General features: G+C 29.2%; 17 protein-coding genes and 1 pseudogene. 1 reads left to right on the plus strand and 17 read right to left on the minus strand.

Annotated elements, in window-relative coordinates; all coding sequences use genetic code 11:
* Window positions 1-2: 2 nt before the first annotated feature.
* The 11 genes from atpC to fmt form a co-directional block, all read right to left on the minus strand.
* Window positions 3-389: an ATP synthase F1 subunit epsilon gene (atpC, locus tag CMOL_RS07045; RefSeq protein WP_239820226.1), complete on the minus strand. Its 387-nt coding sequence runs from the start codon at window positions 387-389 to the stop codon at window positions 3-5.
* Window positions 390-391: 2 nt separating this feature from the next.
* Window positions 392-1,789: a F0F1 ATP synthase subunit beta gene (atpD, locus tag CMOL_RS07050; protein ID WP_200279818.1), complete on the minus strand. Its 1,398-nt coding sequence runs from the start codon at window positions 1,787-1,789 to the stop codon at window positions 392-394.
* Between the two features lie 25 nt (window positions 1,790-1,814).
* Entirely contained in the window at window positions 1,815-2,699 is an 885-nt protein-coding gene (gene atpG / locus CMOL_RS07055) for an ATP synthase F1 subunit gamma (RefSeq protein ID WP_200279821.1), read from the minus strand.
* A gap of 8 nt (window positions 2,700-2,707) precedes the next feature.
* Entirely contained in the window at window positions 2,708-4,213 is a 1,506-nt protein-coding gene (gene atpA, locus CMOL_RS07060; RefSeq protein WP_239820227.1) for a F0F1 ATP synthase subunit alpha, read from the minus strand.
* 11 nt (window positions 4,214-4,224) lie between these two features.
* Window positions 4,225-4,746, minus strand: a complete 522-nt coding sequence (locus tag CMOL_RS07065; protein WP_200279827.1) for a F0F1 ATP synthase subunit delta — start codon at window positions 4,744-4,746, stop codon at window positions 4,225-4,227.
* Between the two features lies 1 nt (window position 4,747).
* Entirely contained in the window at window positions 4,748-5,242 is a 495-nt protein-coding gene (locus tag CMOL_RS07070; RefSeq protein ID WP_200279830.1) for a F0F1 ATP synthase subunit B, read from the minus strand.
* Window positions 5,239-5,676, minus strand: a complete 438-nt coding sequence (locus tag CMOL_RS07075; protein WP_200279833.1) for a FoF1 ATP synthase subunit B' — start codon at window positions 5,674-5,676, stop codon at window positions 5,239-5,241. Before CMOL_RS07075 ends, CMOL_RS07070 begins: the two co-directional genes overlap by 4 nt.
* Before the next feature lie 75 nt (window positions 5,677-5,751).
* On the minus strand, window positions 5,752-6,600 hold the full coding sequence (locus CMOL_RS07080; RefSeq protein WP_239820228.1) for a ParB/RepB/Spo0J family partition protein: 849 nt from the start codon (window positions 6,598-6,600) through the stop codon (window positions 5,752-5,754).
* 3 nt (window positions 6,601-6,603) lie between these two features.
* Window positions 6,604-7,389, minus strand: coding sequence for a ParA family protein (locus CMOL_RS07085; protein ID WP_137624032.1), 786 nt, complete (start codon window positions 7,387-7,389; stop codon window positions 6,604-6,606).
* Entirely contained in the window at window positions 7,386-8,021 is a 636-nt protein-coding gene (locus CMOL_RS07090) for a biotin--[acetyl-CoA-carboxylase] ligase (RefSeq protein WP_200279839.1), read from the minus strand. The genes CMOL_RS07085 and CMOL_RS07090 overlap by 4 nt, the downstream gene beginning before the upstream one ends.
* Entirely contained in the window at window positions 8,002-8,919 is a 918-nt protein-coding gene (gene fmt, locus CMOL_RS07095) for a methionyl-tRNA formyltransferase (protein WP_239820229.1), read from the minus strand. The genes CMOL_RS07090 and fmt overlap by 20 nt, the downstream gene beginning before the upstream one ends.
* 126 nt (window positions 8,920-9,045) lie before the next feature.
* Here fmt and CMOL_RS07100 point away from each other — a divergent pair, with 126 nt between their 5' ends.
* On the plus strand, window positions 9,046-10,680 hold the full coding sequence (locus tag CMOL_RS07100; protein ID WP_239820230.1) for a multidrug ABC transporter permease/ATP-binding protein: 1,635 nt from the start codon (window positions 9,046-9,048) through the stop codon (window positions 10,678-10,680).
* 210 nt (window positions 10,681-10,890) lie between these two features.
* Here the strand turns inward: CMOL_RS07100 and cgb are convergent, their stop codons facing one another.
* From cgb to CMOL_RS07130, 6 genes and pseudogenes are all read right to left on the minus strand, one after another.
* Window positions 10,891-11,304 carry a single-domain globin Cgb gene (cgb, locus tag CMOL_RS07105; RefSeq protein WP_200279845.1) on the minus strand — a complete coding sequence of 138 codons (414 nt, stop codon included), beginning with the start codon at window positions 11,302-11,304 and terminating at the stop codon, window positions 10,891-10,893.
* 67 nt (window positions 11,305-11,371) lie between these two features.
* On the minus strand, window positions 11,372-11,920 hold the full coding sequence (locus CMOL_RS07110) for a TorD/DmsD family molecular chaperone (protein ID WP_239820231.1): 549 nt from the start codon (window positions 11,918-11,920) through the stop codon (window positions 11,372-11,374).
* Entirely contained in the window at window positions 11,917-12,258 is a 342-nt protein-coding gene (locus CMOL_RS07115) for a hypothetical protein (RefSeq protein ID WP_239820774.1), read from the minus strand. Before CMOL_RS07115 ends, CMOL_RS07110 begins: the two co-directional genes overlap by 4 nt.
* A gap of 43 nt (window positions 12,259-12,301) precedes the next feature.
* Window positions 12,302-12,782: pseudogene (locus CMOL_RS07120) on the minus strand (DmsC/YnfH family molybdoenzyme membrane anchor subunit); the annotation flags it as partial.
* On the minus strand, window positions 12,769-13,428 hold the full coding sequence (locus CMOL_RS07125; RefSeq protein ID WP_239820232.1) for a DMSO/selenate family reductase complex B subunit: 660 nt from the start codon (window positions 13,426-13,428) through the stop codon (window positions 12,769-12,771). The pseudogene CMOL_RS07120 and the gene CMOL_RS07125, both read right to left, overlap by 14 nt.
* Window positions 13,429-13,438: 10 nt before the next feature.
* Complete coding sequence (locus CMOL_RS07130; protein ID WP_239820233.1) at window positions 13,439-15,808, minus strand: DMSO/selenate family reductase complex A subunit; 2,370 nt, start codon at window positions 15,806-15,808, stop codon at window positions 13,439-13,441.
* Window positions 15,809-15,866 lie beyond the last annotated feature (58 nt).

Here is a 15,866-nt window from a genome sequence, read left to right on the forward strand (position 1 = left end):
TGTTAACCTTTTATATTGTCTATTTTAGAAAAAGTGGCAGCTAGGGCAATATTATCTGAACTCATTGATTTGATCAATTCTTTAGCCTTGGCAAGATTTTTTTGTATTTCGCTTTCATCAGATCCCGAAATCCAAACCGCTCCTTTTGCTAAAACGCTAGTTTTATCTTCATCTACTTTAACATGTCCTGCATCAATTGCGATTAATTCATGGTTAGAATCATTTTTTTCTATATCAATAATACCTGATTTTAATGAAGAAACTAAAGCTGCGTGATTTTTTAACACGCCAAATTCTCCTTCGCTTCCTGGTAAAGTGACTGATTTTATATCGCCTTCATAAATTACACCCATAGGTGTGATAATTTCAATTTTAAATAAATTATCCATTATTAACCTTTGATTTTATCAGCCTTTGCAATTGCTTCTTCAATATTTCCAACCATATAGAAAGCATTTTCTGGCAAATGATCATATTTGCCTTCTAAGATTCCTTCAAAACCGGCTATGGTTTCTTCAAGAGAGATATATTTTCCTGGGCTTCCAGTAAAAACTTCAGCAACAAAGAATGGCTGAGATAAGAATTTTTCTATTTTTCTCGCTCTTTCAACTATAAGTTTATCTTCTTCACTAAGTTCATCCATACCTAAAATAGCAATAATATCTTGCAAATCTTTATATTTTTGAAGAACAGATTGTACTCCGCGCGCTACTTTATAATGTTTTTCTCCGATAATATTTGGATCAAGCATTCTTGATGTAGAGTCTAATGGATCAACTGCTGGATAAATTCCTTTTTCAGCAATAGCTCTATTTAAAACAGTTGTTGCATCCAAATGAGCAAAAACAGTAGCAGGGGCTGGATCGGTTAAATCATCGGCTGGAACATATACAGCTTGCACTGAAGTGATAGAGCCTTTTTTAGTCGAAGTAATTCTTTCTTGAAATTTACCCATTTCGCTTGCCAAAGTTGGTTGATAACCAACAGCTGAAGGAATTCTTCCTAAAAGAGCTGACATTTCGGAACCTGATTGAGAAAATCTAAAGATATTGTCAATAAACATTAACACATCAAGTCCCATTTCATCTCTAAAATATTCTGCCATTGTAAGACCTGTTAACGCGATACGATTTCTTGCACCTGGTGGTTCATTCATTTGTCCATAACATAAAGCAACTTTATCTAAAACGTTACTTTCTTTCATTTCATTATAAAGATCATTTCCTTCGCGAGTTCTTTCACCAACGCCGGCAAAAACTGAATATCCGCTATGTTTAAAAGCAACATTGTGGATAAGTTCCATAATAATAACAGTTTTTCCAACACCAGCTCCACCAAAAAGTCCTACTTTTCCACCTTTTGCATAAGGTGCCAATAAATCGACAACTTTAATTCCAGTTTCAAAAATTTCACTTTTAGTGCTTTGATCTTCAAAAGCTGGTGGATCTCTATGGATTGCCCATTTTTTATCAAAGGTGATTTCTTCACCTTCATCTATTAAATCACCAGTTACATTGAAAATTCTTCCTAAAACTTTTTCACCAACAGGTACACTAATAGGAGTTCCTAAAGCTTGAGCTTCCATTCCTCTAACTAAACCATCTGTCATATCCATAGCGATGGTTCTAACTCTATTATCCCCTAAATGTGCGGCTACTTCTAAAACGAGTTTATGTTTTTTTCCCTCGCTTTCAAAATTAACGACAATAGCTTCATTAATTTGAGGTAAATAGTTATCAAAATCTACATCAACAACCGGACCTAATATCTGTGAAATAAATCCTTGCATTATTAATACTCTCCTTAAAAATTTACTATTTCATTGATTCAACGCCACTGATAATTTCTATAAGTTCAGTGGTAATAGATTCTTGTCTTGCTTTATTGTAAGCAAGGTTAAGCTGTTTTACTCTAGTTTTTGCATTATTGGTTGCATTATCCATAGCTTGCATTCTAGCACTATGCTCAGCCGCTAAAGAATCGATTAATGCATAATATATATTATATTCTAAGTAAGTTTTTATTAAATCTTCTAATAAGCCAACATTATCTGGTTCAAGCTCTAAAAGAGAACTCGGCTCCGCTTCATTTTTTTTAGGCTCTACTGGAATGAGATGAGAAACTTTCAATTCTTGGGTGATCATATTTTTATATCCATTGTGGATTAAAATAACTTCATCTGTAATTCCATTAATATAATCATTAACAGAAGAATGAATAATTGAACAAGCTTGTTCATAGCTTGGCGTAGAACTTAATCCAATATATTTTTCAAATAATTCTATTCTTTGAAAGCTAAAATATTCAACACCTGTTTTGCCTATAGCTTTTAGGCGAACATTAATATTTTTTGCTTTATAATCTTTTAATAAATCATTAACTGCTTTTAAAGTTTTGATATTAAATCCGCCGCATAGCCCTTTATCTGCTGTTATAAAAATTAAATCAACATTTTGAATTTTATTTCTTTTATGAAATAAGGCAAATCTTGAATCATCTTCATTATAGATAATTTTATTGATTTGAAATGAAATTTCACTTAACATTTCATCAATTTTTTCAGCATATACTTTTGATTTTCTAGCTGCTTCTTCAGCTTTTTTTAATTTAGCTGTAGAAACAAGCTTCATAGCATTAGTCGTTTTTTGTGTATTATAAACGCTTTTTATTTTTCTTTTAATTTCTTTTAAATTAGACATAAAAGACCTTATAGCTGATTTGATTTAAACTCATTAATAACTTTAGTTAATTTTTCTTCTAATTCCGCATCTAAAGCTTTTTTGGAACGAATTTGTTCAAAAACATCTGGATATTTTGTCTCAATAAATGAATAAATTCCAGTTTCAAATTCTTGAATTTTTGAAACTGGTATATTATCTAAATGTCCTTTAGCGCCAGCAAAAATTAAAACAATTTGTTTTTCTATACTAATTGGTGCATAAGGAGGCTGTTTTAAAAGCTCTACCATTCTTTGACCACGTTCAAGTTGTTTTCTGCTTGCCTCATCAAGATCACTAGCAAATTGAGCAAAAGCTTGGAGTTCTCTATATTGTGCAAGATCCAATCTTAAAGTTCCAGATACTTGCTTAGTTGCTTTAATTTGGGCGGATCCACCAACCCTAGAAACAGATAAGCCAACATTAATTGCAGGGCGAATTCCAGAGTTAAATAAATCTGTCTCTAAAAAGATTTGTCCATCGGTAATAGAAATAACATTAGTTGGAATATAAGCTGAAACATCTCCAGCTTGTGTTTCTATAATTGGTAAGGCAGTAAGTGACCCTGCGCCTAATTCATCACTTAACTTACTTGCCCTTTCTAAAAGTCTTGAGTGAAGATAAAAAACATCACCAGGATAAGCTTCACGACCAGGAGGACGACGTAAAATTAAAGACATTTCACGGTAAGCTACAGCATGTTTGCTTAGATCATCATAAACAATTAGAGCATGTTTAGCATTGTCTCTAAAAAATTCTCCCATGGTAACACCAGTATAAGGTGCAATATATTGAAGAGATGCTGGATCACTTGCACCAGCATTAATAACTATAGTGTAATCCATTGCCCCATGTTCTTCAAGTTTTTTCACAACTTGAGCTACTGTGCTTTGTTTTTGTCCAATAGCAACATAAATACAAATGACATCTTGTCCTTTTTGAGCTATAATAGTATCAATAGCTACAGTCGTTTTTCCTGTTTGTCTATCACCAATAATAAGTTCTCTTTGACCACGACCAATTGGAACTAGAGCATCTATTGCTTTAATTCCAGTTTGCAAAGGTTCATGGACGCTTTTTCTCGCCATAATACCTTTAGCTTTTTCTTCTACACAACGAAATTCGTTACTATCAATAGGACCTTTAGCATCAATTGGTTCTCCTAGAGCATTAACAACTCTTCCAACTAAAGCATTCCCCACCGGAACTTTAAGAAGTTTTTTTAAGCGTTTTACAGAAGATCCTTCTTTCAAACCTTCACCTTTTCCAAGTATAATAATACCTACACTACTTTCTTCAAGGTTAAGGGCCATACCTTTATCACCGTTTTCAAATTCAACCATTTCACCGGCCATAATATTTTTTAATCCATAGGCTTTAGCAACGCCATCTGCTATAGAAATAATTTTTCCAGTTTCTTCAATTTCAAGGTCTAAATCAAAATTTTCGATTTTTTCTTTTATAATAGAACTGATTTCATCAGCTTTAAAATTCATACATATTCTCCTTAAATAATTTTAAGTATATATTCACTTATTTTATTTTGAAAAGCTTTTATTGAAAAAGCAATTTCATAACCTAATTCTTCTAAGTAAATTTTAATACCATCATTTTGACTTATTTCATTTTTTAATTTGATTTTTGTATTTAATTTTAAATTAAGTTTATTTTCAAGTTCCTTTATTTTGTCATCATTTAAAGTTTCTTTTGAATATATAATACCTTGGCATATATTTTCTTTTAAAGCCCTTTGTCTTTGAAGTTCTTTAAAAATTTGAGGGATATGATTAAGTCTTGAATTTTTTAATAGTATTTTTAGAAAATTGATAAAATTTGGATTTATTTTTTCAAAAAAAGAATTTAATAAATCTAATTTTTTATCTTTTTGAATTTGATTAGAATTGATAATATCTTTAAATTTAGGCATGCAAAAAGCAGAATTTAAAACAGATAAACGATAATAAAAATCTTCCATATCTGTTCTTTCAATAATAGCTTTTGCATATTTTTTTGCAATTAAATTATCCATATTAAGACACTTTCTTTGATATTATATCTATAATTTCATTTTGTTTTAATCTTATATCTTCAAAAATTTCTTGCAAAGCACAAGAAACAACTTCTTTTTTCATTTTTCTTAATTCGTATTTTTTTTGATCTTCAAAATTTTGCTCAAGCAAAGTAACTTCATTTTGAGCTTCTTCTTTGATTTTTTGCATATAAATATCTGCTTCCTTTTTAGCCATAGATATAGCTGCTACAGAATTAGCTTTAGCTTCTTCGATTTTTTTCATTATATCGATCTTTTTCGCTTTGCTTTCTAAGAGATTTTTTTGAATTTCATCAATTTTAGAAGAAATTTTTATAATACGATTTTTATAAAAATTCTTAAAAAAATTTGCCGAAAAATAATATAAAATAGCTATAAAAATAAAAAAATTAATAGTTCTAGGAACAATATCATACTCAGTTGCAGCCATTGCATATATAGGACTTAATAAAATGAGACTATATAAAATTTTCATTCTTTTATTCCTATTTTTTTAATATTATTTTGCAAAGCTTGTTTTAAATCTGGCAAATATTGACTCAAATTTTCTTTAAATTCTTTTTTTTGATTTTCGAGTTCTAGATAAAAACTATTCATTCTTCGCTCTAGTTCTTCTTTTTTGGCTTTAATGATTTGATTGGCCTCTTCTTTAGCAGCATTGATTGCTTGTTGTTTAATTTTAAAAACCTCTTCTCTGGTATTAGCATAAATTGCTTCAACTTCATCATTAGCATTTGATATATCTTGAGAGTATTGCTTTGCTTTAGCTTCATCATTTTTAATAGAATCATTTCTTTCGTCTATAGATTTTAAAAGAGGTTTATATAGCATAGTATTTAAAATGACTATCATAGCTAAAAAAATAGCCATAGTAGCAAACATTATAGATGGATGCATATCTTCAAACATAAAAATTTCCCTTTTTTGCTATAATTCCTAAAAAACTTCTTATTGTAGCATATAAAACATAAGAATTGTGTTAAATTAATTAAAAATTTTAATTAACTTGTTAATTTCAGTGATATTTTCTAAATGAATAATAAAATTATTTTTCTTATGGGTGCAAGAAAAGCCGATTTTATTTAAAATTTGTTTTAAGCTTTGCATAGAATTTTCAAATTCTGTATCTTCTTTTTCAGCATTATTTTCTATTTTTTCTTTATTTTTTAATTTTTGAGCAATTTTTTCTGTTTCTCTTACATTGAGTTTTTGACCTATGATACTGTCAACTAGCATTTTTTCATCTTTTTCATTTAATCCAACTAAAACTTTAGCGTGACCTTGAGAGATTTTACCTTCAATAATAAGTTTTTGAGTTCGATTATCTAAATTTAAAAGTCTTAAGGTATTAGTAATTTGAGTTCGACTTTTATGAATAAGTTCAGCTAAATTTTCTTGAGTAATATTATGCACCTCGATTAAATCTTTATAAGAATGGGCAAGTTCTATAGGATTTAAATTTTCTCTTTGAATATTTTCTATAAGAGCAAGTTCTCTAAGTTTAATTTCATCTCTATCAGACACAAAAGCCAATATATTTTCTTCACCTAAAATTTGAGTAGCTCTTAGTCTTCTTTCGCCTGCAACTAAAATAAATTTATCTTCTTTTTGCAATACTATAATAGGTTGTATTAATCCATATTCTTTAATAGAATTTGCAAGTTCGTTTAAAGCTGTTTCATCAAAAACTTTTCTTGGTTGAAAGGGATTTGGGATAATTTTTTTAATCTCAATAAGTTTAACTTGATTTTTATCAAGCCCAAGTTCTCTAGTATATACTTCTTCTACATTTCCCATGAGGCTTTTTAAACCTCTATCTTTATTTAATCCCATTTTTTATCCTAAAATTGAATAAGCTAAATTTTGATAAGCTAAAGATCCAGGCGATTTTATATCATAAAGTATGATAGGTTTGCCAAAACTAGGACTTTCTGCTAATTTAACATTACGTGGAATAACGATAAAATCATCCTCATTGCCATTGATTGTAAAAAGTTGTTTTTTAAAATTTTGCTTTAAATCCTCTACAACATCCTTAGAAAGATTGTTTTGAGAACTATACATAGTTGGCAAGAAACCCCTTACTTTAAGTTTAGGATTAAGTGTTTTTTTAATGATTTTAATAGTATTTAAAACCATAGCAACACCTTCTAAGGCATAAAATTCACATTGTATAGGGATGATAACACTATCACTTGCAGCAAAAGCATTGATAGTAATACTTCCAAGTGCTGGCGGAGAATCTATAATAATAAAATCATATTCATCTAAAACTTCTTGAATTTGATTTTTTAATACGGTTTTCTTTTCATTGTTTTCGCCCTTAGCAAGTTCTTGCTCTATACCTACAAGTCCAATATTTGATGGAGCTAAATGAAGTTGTGGTAATTCTGTTTTTAAAATAATATCAGAAAGCTTTTTTCTGCCTATAAAAACATGGTAAATATTATATTCATAATTATTGCGGTTAAATCCAAGTCCTGTTGTAGCATTAGCTTGAGGATCAACATCAATTAAAAGTACTTTTTTTTCTGCTACTGCTAAAGAAGCTGCTAAATTTACAGCTGTTGTTGTTTTTCCTACACCACCTTTTTGATTTGCTATTGTAATAATCTCGCTCATCTTAAACTATATACCCTTTTATTATCTAATAAAATTGATCCATCTTGATATAAACAAGCATCTTTAAGTGAAAAAATTCTGCCTTCATAATGGACGCTAAAATGTCTTGATTTTTCAAATTCTAACATATACTTGCTAAAAATATTCTTCCATAAAATTTTTTTTTCTAGCTTTTTTACAAACTCTTTAACTAAAATTTCAATTGGTATTTTAATATCACATAAAGCTCTATTTTCTGGAGCAAAAGCTATATTCAATCCTATGCCTCCAATGATAAAATTAGAAATTTTTGTACTTATAATCCCCCCAGCTTTTTTATCATCTAAATATAAATCATTAGGCCATTTAAGCCATATTTTAGAACCTTTATTGGCTAAAATTTCTTTGATTAAATAGGCAAAATAAATGCTAACTGAAGCTAAAGGTAAATCTTTAGGTAAATCTTCTTCTTTTAAGCAAAAAGAAAGATGTAAATTTCCCTTTGAGCTTTGCCATGAATTTTCCCTACTTCCTACTCCTTGAGTTTGTTCTAAAGCATATAAAGCAGTATTGTTTTTTATTTTTCCACTGCGAATTTGATCACATAAAAAAAGATGAGTTGAATTAATACTTTTAATACAAACAATCTCCAACTTTTAACCTCTTTCCATTTAGATAAGTACGTCCATCAAGGACTTTTTTTCCACTTTCTTGCAATTTTTTTATACGTAAAATGCCTTGTTTACAAGATAATAAAAAACTTTCTTTTTCTAATTCTAAAATTTCTCCTTCTTGATTAAATTGCTTATTTTCATCTACAAGTTCTAATTCTAAAAATTTTAAACCATTGTTTAAAAAAATATTTGGCCAAGGATTGAAAGCAAGATATTTTTGATAAATTTCTTTTGCATTATATAAAACAATCATCCCATCTTCTTTTTTTATTTTTGTACATTGGGTTGCTAAATTTTCATCTTGTTTTTTTGGGATTAAATTTTTAAAATTTAAAAGAGTGGAAATGATAAGCTTTGCAGCTAAATTTGCTAATATTTCAAAAACTTCGCTTGAATTTTTATTTTTAATATTACATTCTAAACTTTCAAGTATGGGGCCTGTATCAAGTCCTTCTTCCATAAGCATAGTACAAACCCCGCTTTTTTCATCACCATTTAAAATAGCACTTTGAATAGGGCTAGCACCACGATATTTTGGTAATAAAGAAGCATGCAAATTCACGCAAGGGGCTATATCTAAAATAGCTTTAGGTAAAATTTTTCCATAGGCAGCTACTACGATAAAATCAGGTTTTAAATCCCTAATTTGTTCAATAATTGCTTCATCTTTTAATGATTTAGGTGTGAAAATTGGAATATTAGGGGAGTGATTATTTAAAAAAGCTTTAGTGTGACTTGGAGTTAAAATTTGTTTTCTACCTATAGCCTTATCAGGTTGAGTAAAAAGTGCTATAATATTAAAATTTTTATTTTCTAAAAGAGCTTTTAAAATGCAAGTTGCATAAGCTGGGGTTCCCATAAAAATTATTTTTTTCATTAGATCCATCTTGATATTTTTTTTCGAAATGGTATCTAATTTGAATTTAAAAATGCTTTATCTTTAGTATTCTTTATTTTTTATTATTTGAAAAGTTTATAATAAAAAATAATTTGGAGTTAAAAAATGTCTTTTATCATTGAAATGCTTAAAAATAATAAATTAAAATTTTTATCTTTTTTATTTTTTTCTTTTTTAACGAGTATTGTTGGAGTTTTTACTTTAATTTTTATAAATGATTATTTGCTTAAAAGTGTGCAAAATATACCTATTTTTTACTTTCTAATTTTACTTTTAGTTTTTTTTATAAGTTCGACTATAGTAGAGCTTGGATTGAGTATTTTTGGGCAAAATTTTATTTTTAAAATGCAAAAACGCATTGTAAAACAAATTCTAGATACTCCTTTATTACGTGTAGCCAAAGTGGGAAAAGCAAGAATTCTAGCATCTTTAGGTTCTGATGTTAGAAATATATCTTTTGGGCTTTTGCGTTTGCCTGATTTTTTACAATCAAGTATTTTGATTTTTTGCACAAGTGTTTATTTATGTTATCTTTCTTTTGAAATTTTTATTTTTTGTGCTGTTTGGATTGCGATTATTTTTATAACAAATCATTTTTTAATGATTAAAGTTTATTATTATTTTCGCAAAGCTAGGGAAAATGATGACGCTTTGCAAAATAATTATCAAAATATACTCGATGGGCATAAAGAACTTTTAATTAATCAAGATAGGGCTAAACTTTATTATGAACTTGAATTTGAAAATAATGCTAAAGCAAAAAAAATAAATAGCACCCTAGGAAATCTCTTCAATAATTTATCAAATAATTGGACCAATATAACGCTTTTAGCTTTGGTAGGCATGGAATTTTTTCTAGCTTTAAAGTATGATTTGGCAAGCGTAAATGAAGCAACAACTATAGCTCTTTCTATTTTATTTTTAAGAACTCCTTTGGTTTCCATGATCTCTTCTTTTCCTACCTTGCTTTTAGCAAAAATCGCTTTGGATAAAATTGAAAAATTAGAATTAGATGAATATAAAGAAGGTTTTGAAAAGATAGATTATATTAAAGACTGGAAACAAATTTCTTTTAAAAATGTTTCTTTCTCTTATGATGAAAATTTCAGTTTGAATCCTGTAAATATTGATATAAAAAAAGGTGAACTTGTATTTTTAATCGGTAAAAATGGAAGTGGAAAATCAACTTTTTGTATGCTTTTAACGGGACTTTTTAAGCCAAGCAATGGTGAAATTTATGTAGATAATATACGAATTGATGATGAAAAAAGTTTAAAACAATATAGATCGCTTATTTCTGCTGTGTTTAGTGATTTTCATCTTTTTAGCAAAACTTTAAGTAAAAATGGTTTTGCAAGTGAAGATAAAATTGCTTTTTGGCTTAATTTTTTAGAGCTTAAGAATAAAACAAGTGTTGTAGATAATGAGCTAACTTTTACCAAGCTTTCCACGGGACAAAAAAAGCGTTTAGCTATGCTTATAGCTTTGCTTGAACAAAGAGATGTTTTAATTCTTGATGAATGGGCTGCAGATCAAGATCCGGTATTTAGAAAATTTTTTTATAAAAAACTTTTACCCTTACTAAAAGCACAAGGAAAAACTATTTTTGCCATTACACACGATGATGCTTACTTTGATAGTGCTGATCGAATTTTACTCGCACAAGAAGGTAATATAAGTGAGCTAAGAGGAGAAAATATTAAAGAAAAAGCTAAAAATTTAATCGATCAATTTGAGTGAGATTTAATGATAATTTTTTAGATTATAATGTGGATGATATAATATTTTTTAGTTTTTAAAATTCCCTAGAATTTTTACTTTGTAATTAAAATAGCATGCTTATAAAAATTAATATTTATATTTAATAACTTTTGAAATATTATAAAATTTTATATTTTTAATAGTTATTTGCTTAAACTTTTGTTTATATTTAAGCAAATAATAACTTTTTTATAGAGTTTTTTCTATATCAATGTAAAATTTAGCTATTTTATTATAAGCAACTTCCCAAGCTTTAAGAGTAGCTTCATCCGGATTTAAAAGACTTTTTATGGCTTTTAAAAGACAAGTTCCAACTATAGGATAGTGCTCTTCTTTAACTCCTAGTTTCACATGAGTTATGGCAACTTTATCAACAAAAGATCTCATTTTTTCTAAATCATCTATATTTTTAGCTGCAATTAAAATTGCCATTGCTAAAGCTTTTGGTTGTTCTCCTGAAATTTGTTTTTCCATGTTAAACATAGATTTTACTTCAGGATAATCATTAAACATGATTTTATAAAATTCTTTGGTAAGTTCCTCTCCATTTTTTTGTAAAACTGGTATACAATCTTTAATGATTTGAATTTGTTCTTGAGTCATATTTCCCCTTAAATAATATTTTAAAACAAGGGTAATTATATATAAAATCAAAGGATAAAAAAATAACCTATGTTAAGTTATTAAAAAAATCTCTCATAAGCATAGCTAAGCCTTTGTAAAAATCGCTTTTTGCTTCTTTTTCTAAATCTTCATTCCAAGCATTAAACCAAGTAAAAAATTCTTTTTCTAAAAATTCTTTTAATATTTCTTCGTTATTGTTTTTTAGCAATTCTTTAATAAATAAAAGTTCGTTAATCAAACTATCTTGAGGTTCGTTTTCTAAAAAAGTCAAAAAATTATATTTTAAAAAGATATTTTTGACTTTTTCGGAATTGTTTGAATAAATTTCTTTGTCTTTATCAAGATAAAAAGAAGCGTAAGGTGGAGCTTTAACAAAATCAATATCACTTAAAAAAAGACAGGTAAAATCATATCCTATCATTTTTTCATCTTCTTTGGAATAGCTTAGTAATTTTAGAGCTTGTTTTTGCAAAGGATTTTCATTTTTTAAAAACCACCTTTGCCAGAGTTGTTCTTCTTGAATTTTCTTTAACAAATCTTGCTTAGGCGGATTTTTAAAAAAAGTAATGAAAATATCTATTGCTAGATGTTTCATTGAGGATATCCAAGCATAATTTGTGTGCTTATTAAGCCATAAAATAGCATTCTAGTGATAAATACTCCTATAAATGCACATAATAGGGCAAAATAGGTAAAAAATTTGCTTTGGAATTTTTCATAAAGATAGTTATTTAAATACCAACAAGTAATACTTAAACCTAAGAAAGCAAAAGATAAGCTAATAAACCAAATATAAGTTCCTCCTAAAAGCTCAAAAGGATTTACAAGTCCCATAATCCAAGTTTGCCCTACATGTAAAGTTTGTAAAACAATAGCTGTACTTAGGAGCCCTATACCTATAAGTCCTGCAAAAAAAAGACATTTTTCTTTCATGCTTACTTTTTTCAAAAAAACAATAATAAAGAATAGAACCTAAAAAAATTGCACTAGCAAAAAAATAAAGTAAGGTGATTTTAAAATCCCAAGTTGGAACGCTTTTTTCCATAGAACCATAAGCTCCACTCATAAAGAAAATTCCTAAAATTCCAGATAATAATGCTAAAAAAAAGATCCATTTTTTATTTTTATAATAAAGTAAAAAACCAAAAATGCAAACAAGAGAATAAAATTTCATTATTCATCCAACCTATATACCATTGATTATTAGCATAAAAAAATCCAATACGATTTATAACATTAAAAATATGCTTTATATCATTGAGGTGAAAAAAAGAAGGTATGAAAGCTATGATCATAGCTATACCTAAAAAAAGTCCAAAATATTTTAAATGAGTAAAATTCTTATAGCCATTTAAAAAAGCAGGAGTATAAACAAAACTAAGACCTATTACTGCTTGAGCTAGTATGGTAAAAAGTACCAAAGGCATTTCGCTAAAAATATGATTAAAGGATGTCATTTTTTACTCCTTGATAATTTTGCGGCAAATAAAAAATTGCACTTTTATTTCCCGAAGGTAAGCTATGTTTTTCAGGCACTATACATAAATTTGGATGCGTAATGCTTGCATCAGGTAAGGGGGTTATCGAAGCTAAATTCCCGTGTTTTTCTCTTAGTTTGGCAATATCTCCAGCTTTTAATGCTCTAAAAGGACAAGAATCCACACAAATTGGATTTTTTCCTTCTTTGAGTCTATCATAACAACCATCACATTTGCTCATATGCCCACTTTCGTGATTAAATTGTGGAGCCCCATAAGGACAAGCCATAGCACAAGCCTTACACCCTATACACATACTATCTTCAACTTTCACTATACCCCATTTTACCTTCATAGTTGCACCTGTAGGACAAGCTTTAAGACAAGCTGGTTCGGAGCAGTGATTGCAAGATATAGAAGTATAATAAGCAAAAACATTTTGTTCTACACTTCCATCTTCTTCTTTGCAAGTCCAATTACCGCCTTCTGTTTCAAAAACACGACGAAAATTTACACCAACGGGCATATTTTTATAATCTTTGCAAGATAAAGAACAAGTTCTACATCCTACACATTTGCTTTGATCGAGCATGAAGCCAAATTGTGAGTTTTCTTCTAAATTCATTTTATACTCCTTAAACTTTTGCAATTTCTACTAAAATAGAATGTTGTCCATTACCTTTTGAAATAGCAGTTGGTACTATACTTGCCAAAGAATTAACACAAGTTCCCATATCGATACCATTTTCATATTTAGCCCAAGATCCTTGAGGAGTGACTGCACAGCCTGGTATGATTTTTGGCGTTACCTTTGCCATTCCTTGGATAATACCTAAGTCATTTCTAACTTGGATAATATCACCTGTTTTAATACCTCTTGCTTGTGCATCTATAGGATTTATCCAGATTTCTTGAGGATTTGTTTCTCTAATTTGTGGAATTTCCCAAAAACTAGAATGAGTCCTCCCTTTATAGTGATATCCATAAAATTGTAAAGGATATTTTTCTTTTAAAGGATCAAGTATACCCTCTCTTTGACTTTCAAATACAGGAATAGGAACAATTTGTTGCCCTTCTCTTAATTTCCAAGTTTTTTGCATTTTGGCAAGTTCATTACTATAAATTTCGATTTTTCCACTAGGGGTTTTTAAAGGATGATTGATAGGATCTTTTATAAAATCTTCAAGTGCGACAACGGGTTTGACTGGATTAAATTTTACAAGTCCTTTTTCACGCATTTCTTCAAAATTTGGCAAGAGTGGATTTTTTTTCATGCTTTCTTCATAAAGATATTTTAACCAATCTTTTTGGGTTTTTCCTTCGCTAAATTCTTGCTCTATACCTAATCTCTTAGCAAGTTCAATACACATTTCATAAATAGGTTTTGCTTCACCTACAGGCTCTATAGCTTTTTGGCAATAAATAATATAAGGTCTATTGCTATAATATCCTGCGCTAGGAAGAATAAAATCTTCTTGCTCTAAAGTTGTAGCATCAGGTAAAATATAATCAGCATAATTATTCGATGGAGTTCTTGTAACATTAATATCAACAATGCATTCACACAGACTTTCATCGCTTAAAATACGATTAACTTCTTTAATAGTGCTGTGTTGATTGGTTAAACAATTGCCAGATATATTAAAAATAAACTTGATATTTTGTTTGAGTTGTTTTGTCCCTCGCACTCCATCACTAAGATCTGTCATTTCTTTACCACGATAAATAGCATCAGTATATAAAAAACAAGGGATAGAATCTTTAATAGGGTTTTTGCAAGGTATAGTCATCAAATCATAATAAATACTTGTTCCAGTACGACAACCTGTATTGCCTCCTTCTATGCCTATGCTGCCTATCATACAGGCTAACGTTGCAATAGCTCTTGCATTTTGTTCCCCATTAGAATGCCTTTGCACTCCCCACCCTTGCTCGATAAAGCAAGGTTTAGTTAAAGCAATTTCTCTTGCAAGTTGAATGATGCGGCGAGATGGAATTTTTGTGATTTTACTGGCCCACTCAGGAGTTTTTTCTATGCCATCACAAATCCCTAAAACATAACTTTCATAACTTGAATTTTTAGGTGCATCGCTTGGTAGGGTGCTTTCGCTAAAACCTATAGTATAAGTATCAAGAAATTTCCTATCAAGCAAATTTTCTTTAATCATAACATAAGCTAAAGCTGCAATTAAAGCTGCATCTGTTCCAGGAGCTATTGGAATCCATTCATCACAATGCCCTATGCAAGAGTCATTATATCTTGGATCAATATGGATAATCTTACAATTGCTTTCTTCTAAAGCTTTGTGATAAGCATAGCCTATACCACCTCCACCCATTCTAGTTTCTACATGATTGGCGCCAAAAAAGATAGCGAGTTTTGCAGAACGCAGAGTCGCAATATCGCTCGCTGGAGATCCTCCATAAAAATAATTCATAGCATTTGTAATTTGAGCTGTTGAATAAGAATTATGATAATTTAAATAACCTCCATATAAGCTTAAAAGTCTTGCAAAAGGAGATAAGGAACCGTAACAATTTCCAAGTAATGAGCCATATGAACCTGTAGCATAAGTGATAAAAAATGCTTCATTTCCATATTTATCTTTAGTTTCTTTCATTTTTAAAGCGATTTCATCAAATGCTTGTTCCCAAGAAATAGGCATAAATTTACCTTCACCTCTTTTTCCTACTCTTTTTAAAGGTCTTTTAAGACGATTGGCATTATAAACCTTATATCTTGAACTTCTACCTCTAACACAAGCTCTAGCTTGACGTGTGTCAAATTCATCTTTTCCTTCATTGTCTGTGCTAACGTATTTTATAATTCCATCTTGAGTATGAACTTTAATAGGACATTTTGTTCCACAATTTACATTGCATCCTGCCCATTTTATTACCATAGGAGAAGTTTTTAATAAATTTGAGCTTAGTTGCATAGGAGTTAAAGCTAAACCACCAAACAAGGAACTCCATTTTAAAAAATCTCTACGATTTTGCTGCATGTGTACTCCTTTATATTTTGTTACAAAATATTTAATTATTATAATCCAAAAAAATATA

This window comes from Campylobacter sp. RM10537, assembly GCF_022369435.1.
Classification (GTDB): Bacteria; Campylobacterota; Campylobacteria; order Campylobacterales; family Campylobacteraceae; genus Campylobacter_D; species Campylobacter_D molothri.

Bases quoted from the DNA above. Each gene is read 5' to 3' on its own strand.
- CMOL_RS07125 (WP_239820232.1), bottom strand. From the start codon at position 13,428: ATGAATTTAGAAGAAAACTCACAATTTGGCTTCATGCTCGATCAAAGC.
- fmt (WP_239820229.1), bottom strand. From the start codon at position 8,919: ATGAAAAAAATAATTTTTATGGGAACCCCAGCTTATGCAACTTGCATT.
- CMOL_RS07075 (WP_200279833.1), bottom strand. From the start codon at position 5,676: ATGTTTGAAGATATGCATCCATCTATAATGTTTGCTACTATGGCTATT.
- CMOL_RS07100 (WP_239820230.1), top strand. From the start codon at position 9,046: ATGTCTTTTATCATTGAAATGCTTAAAAATAATAAATTAAAATTTTTA.
- CMOL_RS07070 (WP_200279830.1), bottom strand. From the start codon at position 5,242: ATGAAAATTTTATATAGTCTCATTTTATTAAGTCCTATATATGCAATG.
- atpD (WP_200279818.1), bottom strand. From the start codon at position 1,789: ATGCAAGGATTTATTTCACAGATATTAGGTCCGGTTGTTGATGTAGAT.
- atpC (WP_239820226.1), bottom strand. From the start codon at position 389: ATGGATAATTTATTTAAAATTGAAATTATCACACCTATGGGTGTAATT.
- CMOL_RS07130 (WP_239820233.1), bottom strand. From the start codon at position 15,808: ATGCAGCAAAATCGTAGAGATTTTTTAAAATGGAGTTCCTTGTTTGGT.
- atpG (WP_200279821.1), bottom strand. From the start codon at position 2,699: ATGTCTAATTTAAAAGAAATTAAAAGAAAAATAAAAAGCGTTTATAAT.
- CMOL_RS07080 (WP_239820228.1), bottom strand. From the start codon at position 6,600: ATGGGATTAAATAAAGATAGAGGTTTAAAAAGCCTCATGGGAAATGTA.
- cgb (WP_200279845.1), bottom strand. From the start codon at position 11,304: ATGACTCAAGAACAAATTCAAATCATTAAAGATTGTATACCAGTTTTA.
- CMOL_RS07115 (WP_239820774.1), bottom strand. From the start codon at position 12,258: ATGAAAGAAAAATGTCTTTTTTTTGCAGGACTTATAGGTATAGGGCTC.
- CMOL_RS07065 (WP_200279827.1), bottom strand. From the start codon at position 4,746: ATGGATAATTTAATTGCAAAAAAATATGCAAAAGCTATTATTGAAAGA.
- atpA (WP_239820227.1), bottom strand. From the start codon at position 4,213: ATGAATTTTAAAGCTGATGAAATCAGTTCTATTATAAAAGAAAAAATC.
- CMOL_RS07110 (WP_239820231.1), bottom strand. From the start codon at position 11,920: ATGAAACATCTAGCAATAGATATTTTCATTACTTTTTTTAAAAATCCG.
- CMOL_RS07085 (WP_137624032.1), bottom strand. From the start codon at position 7,389: ATGAGCGAGATTATTACAATAGCAAATCAAAAAGGTGGTGTAGGAAAA.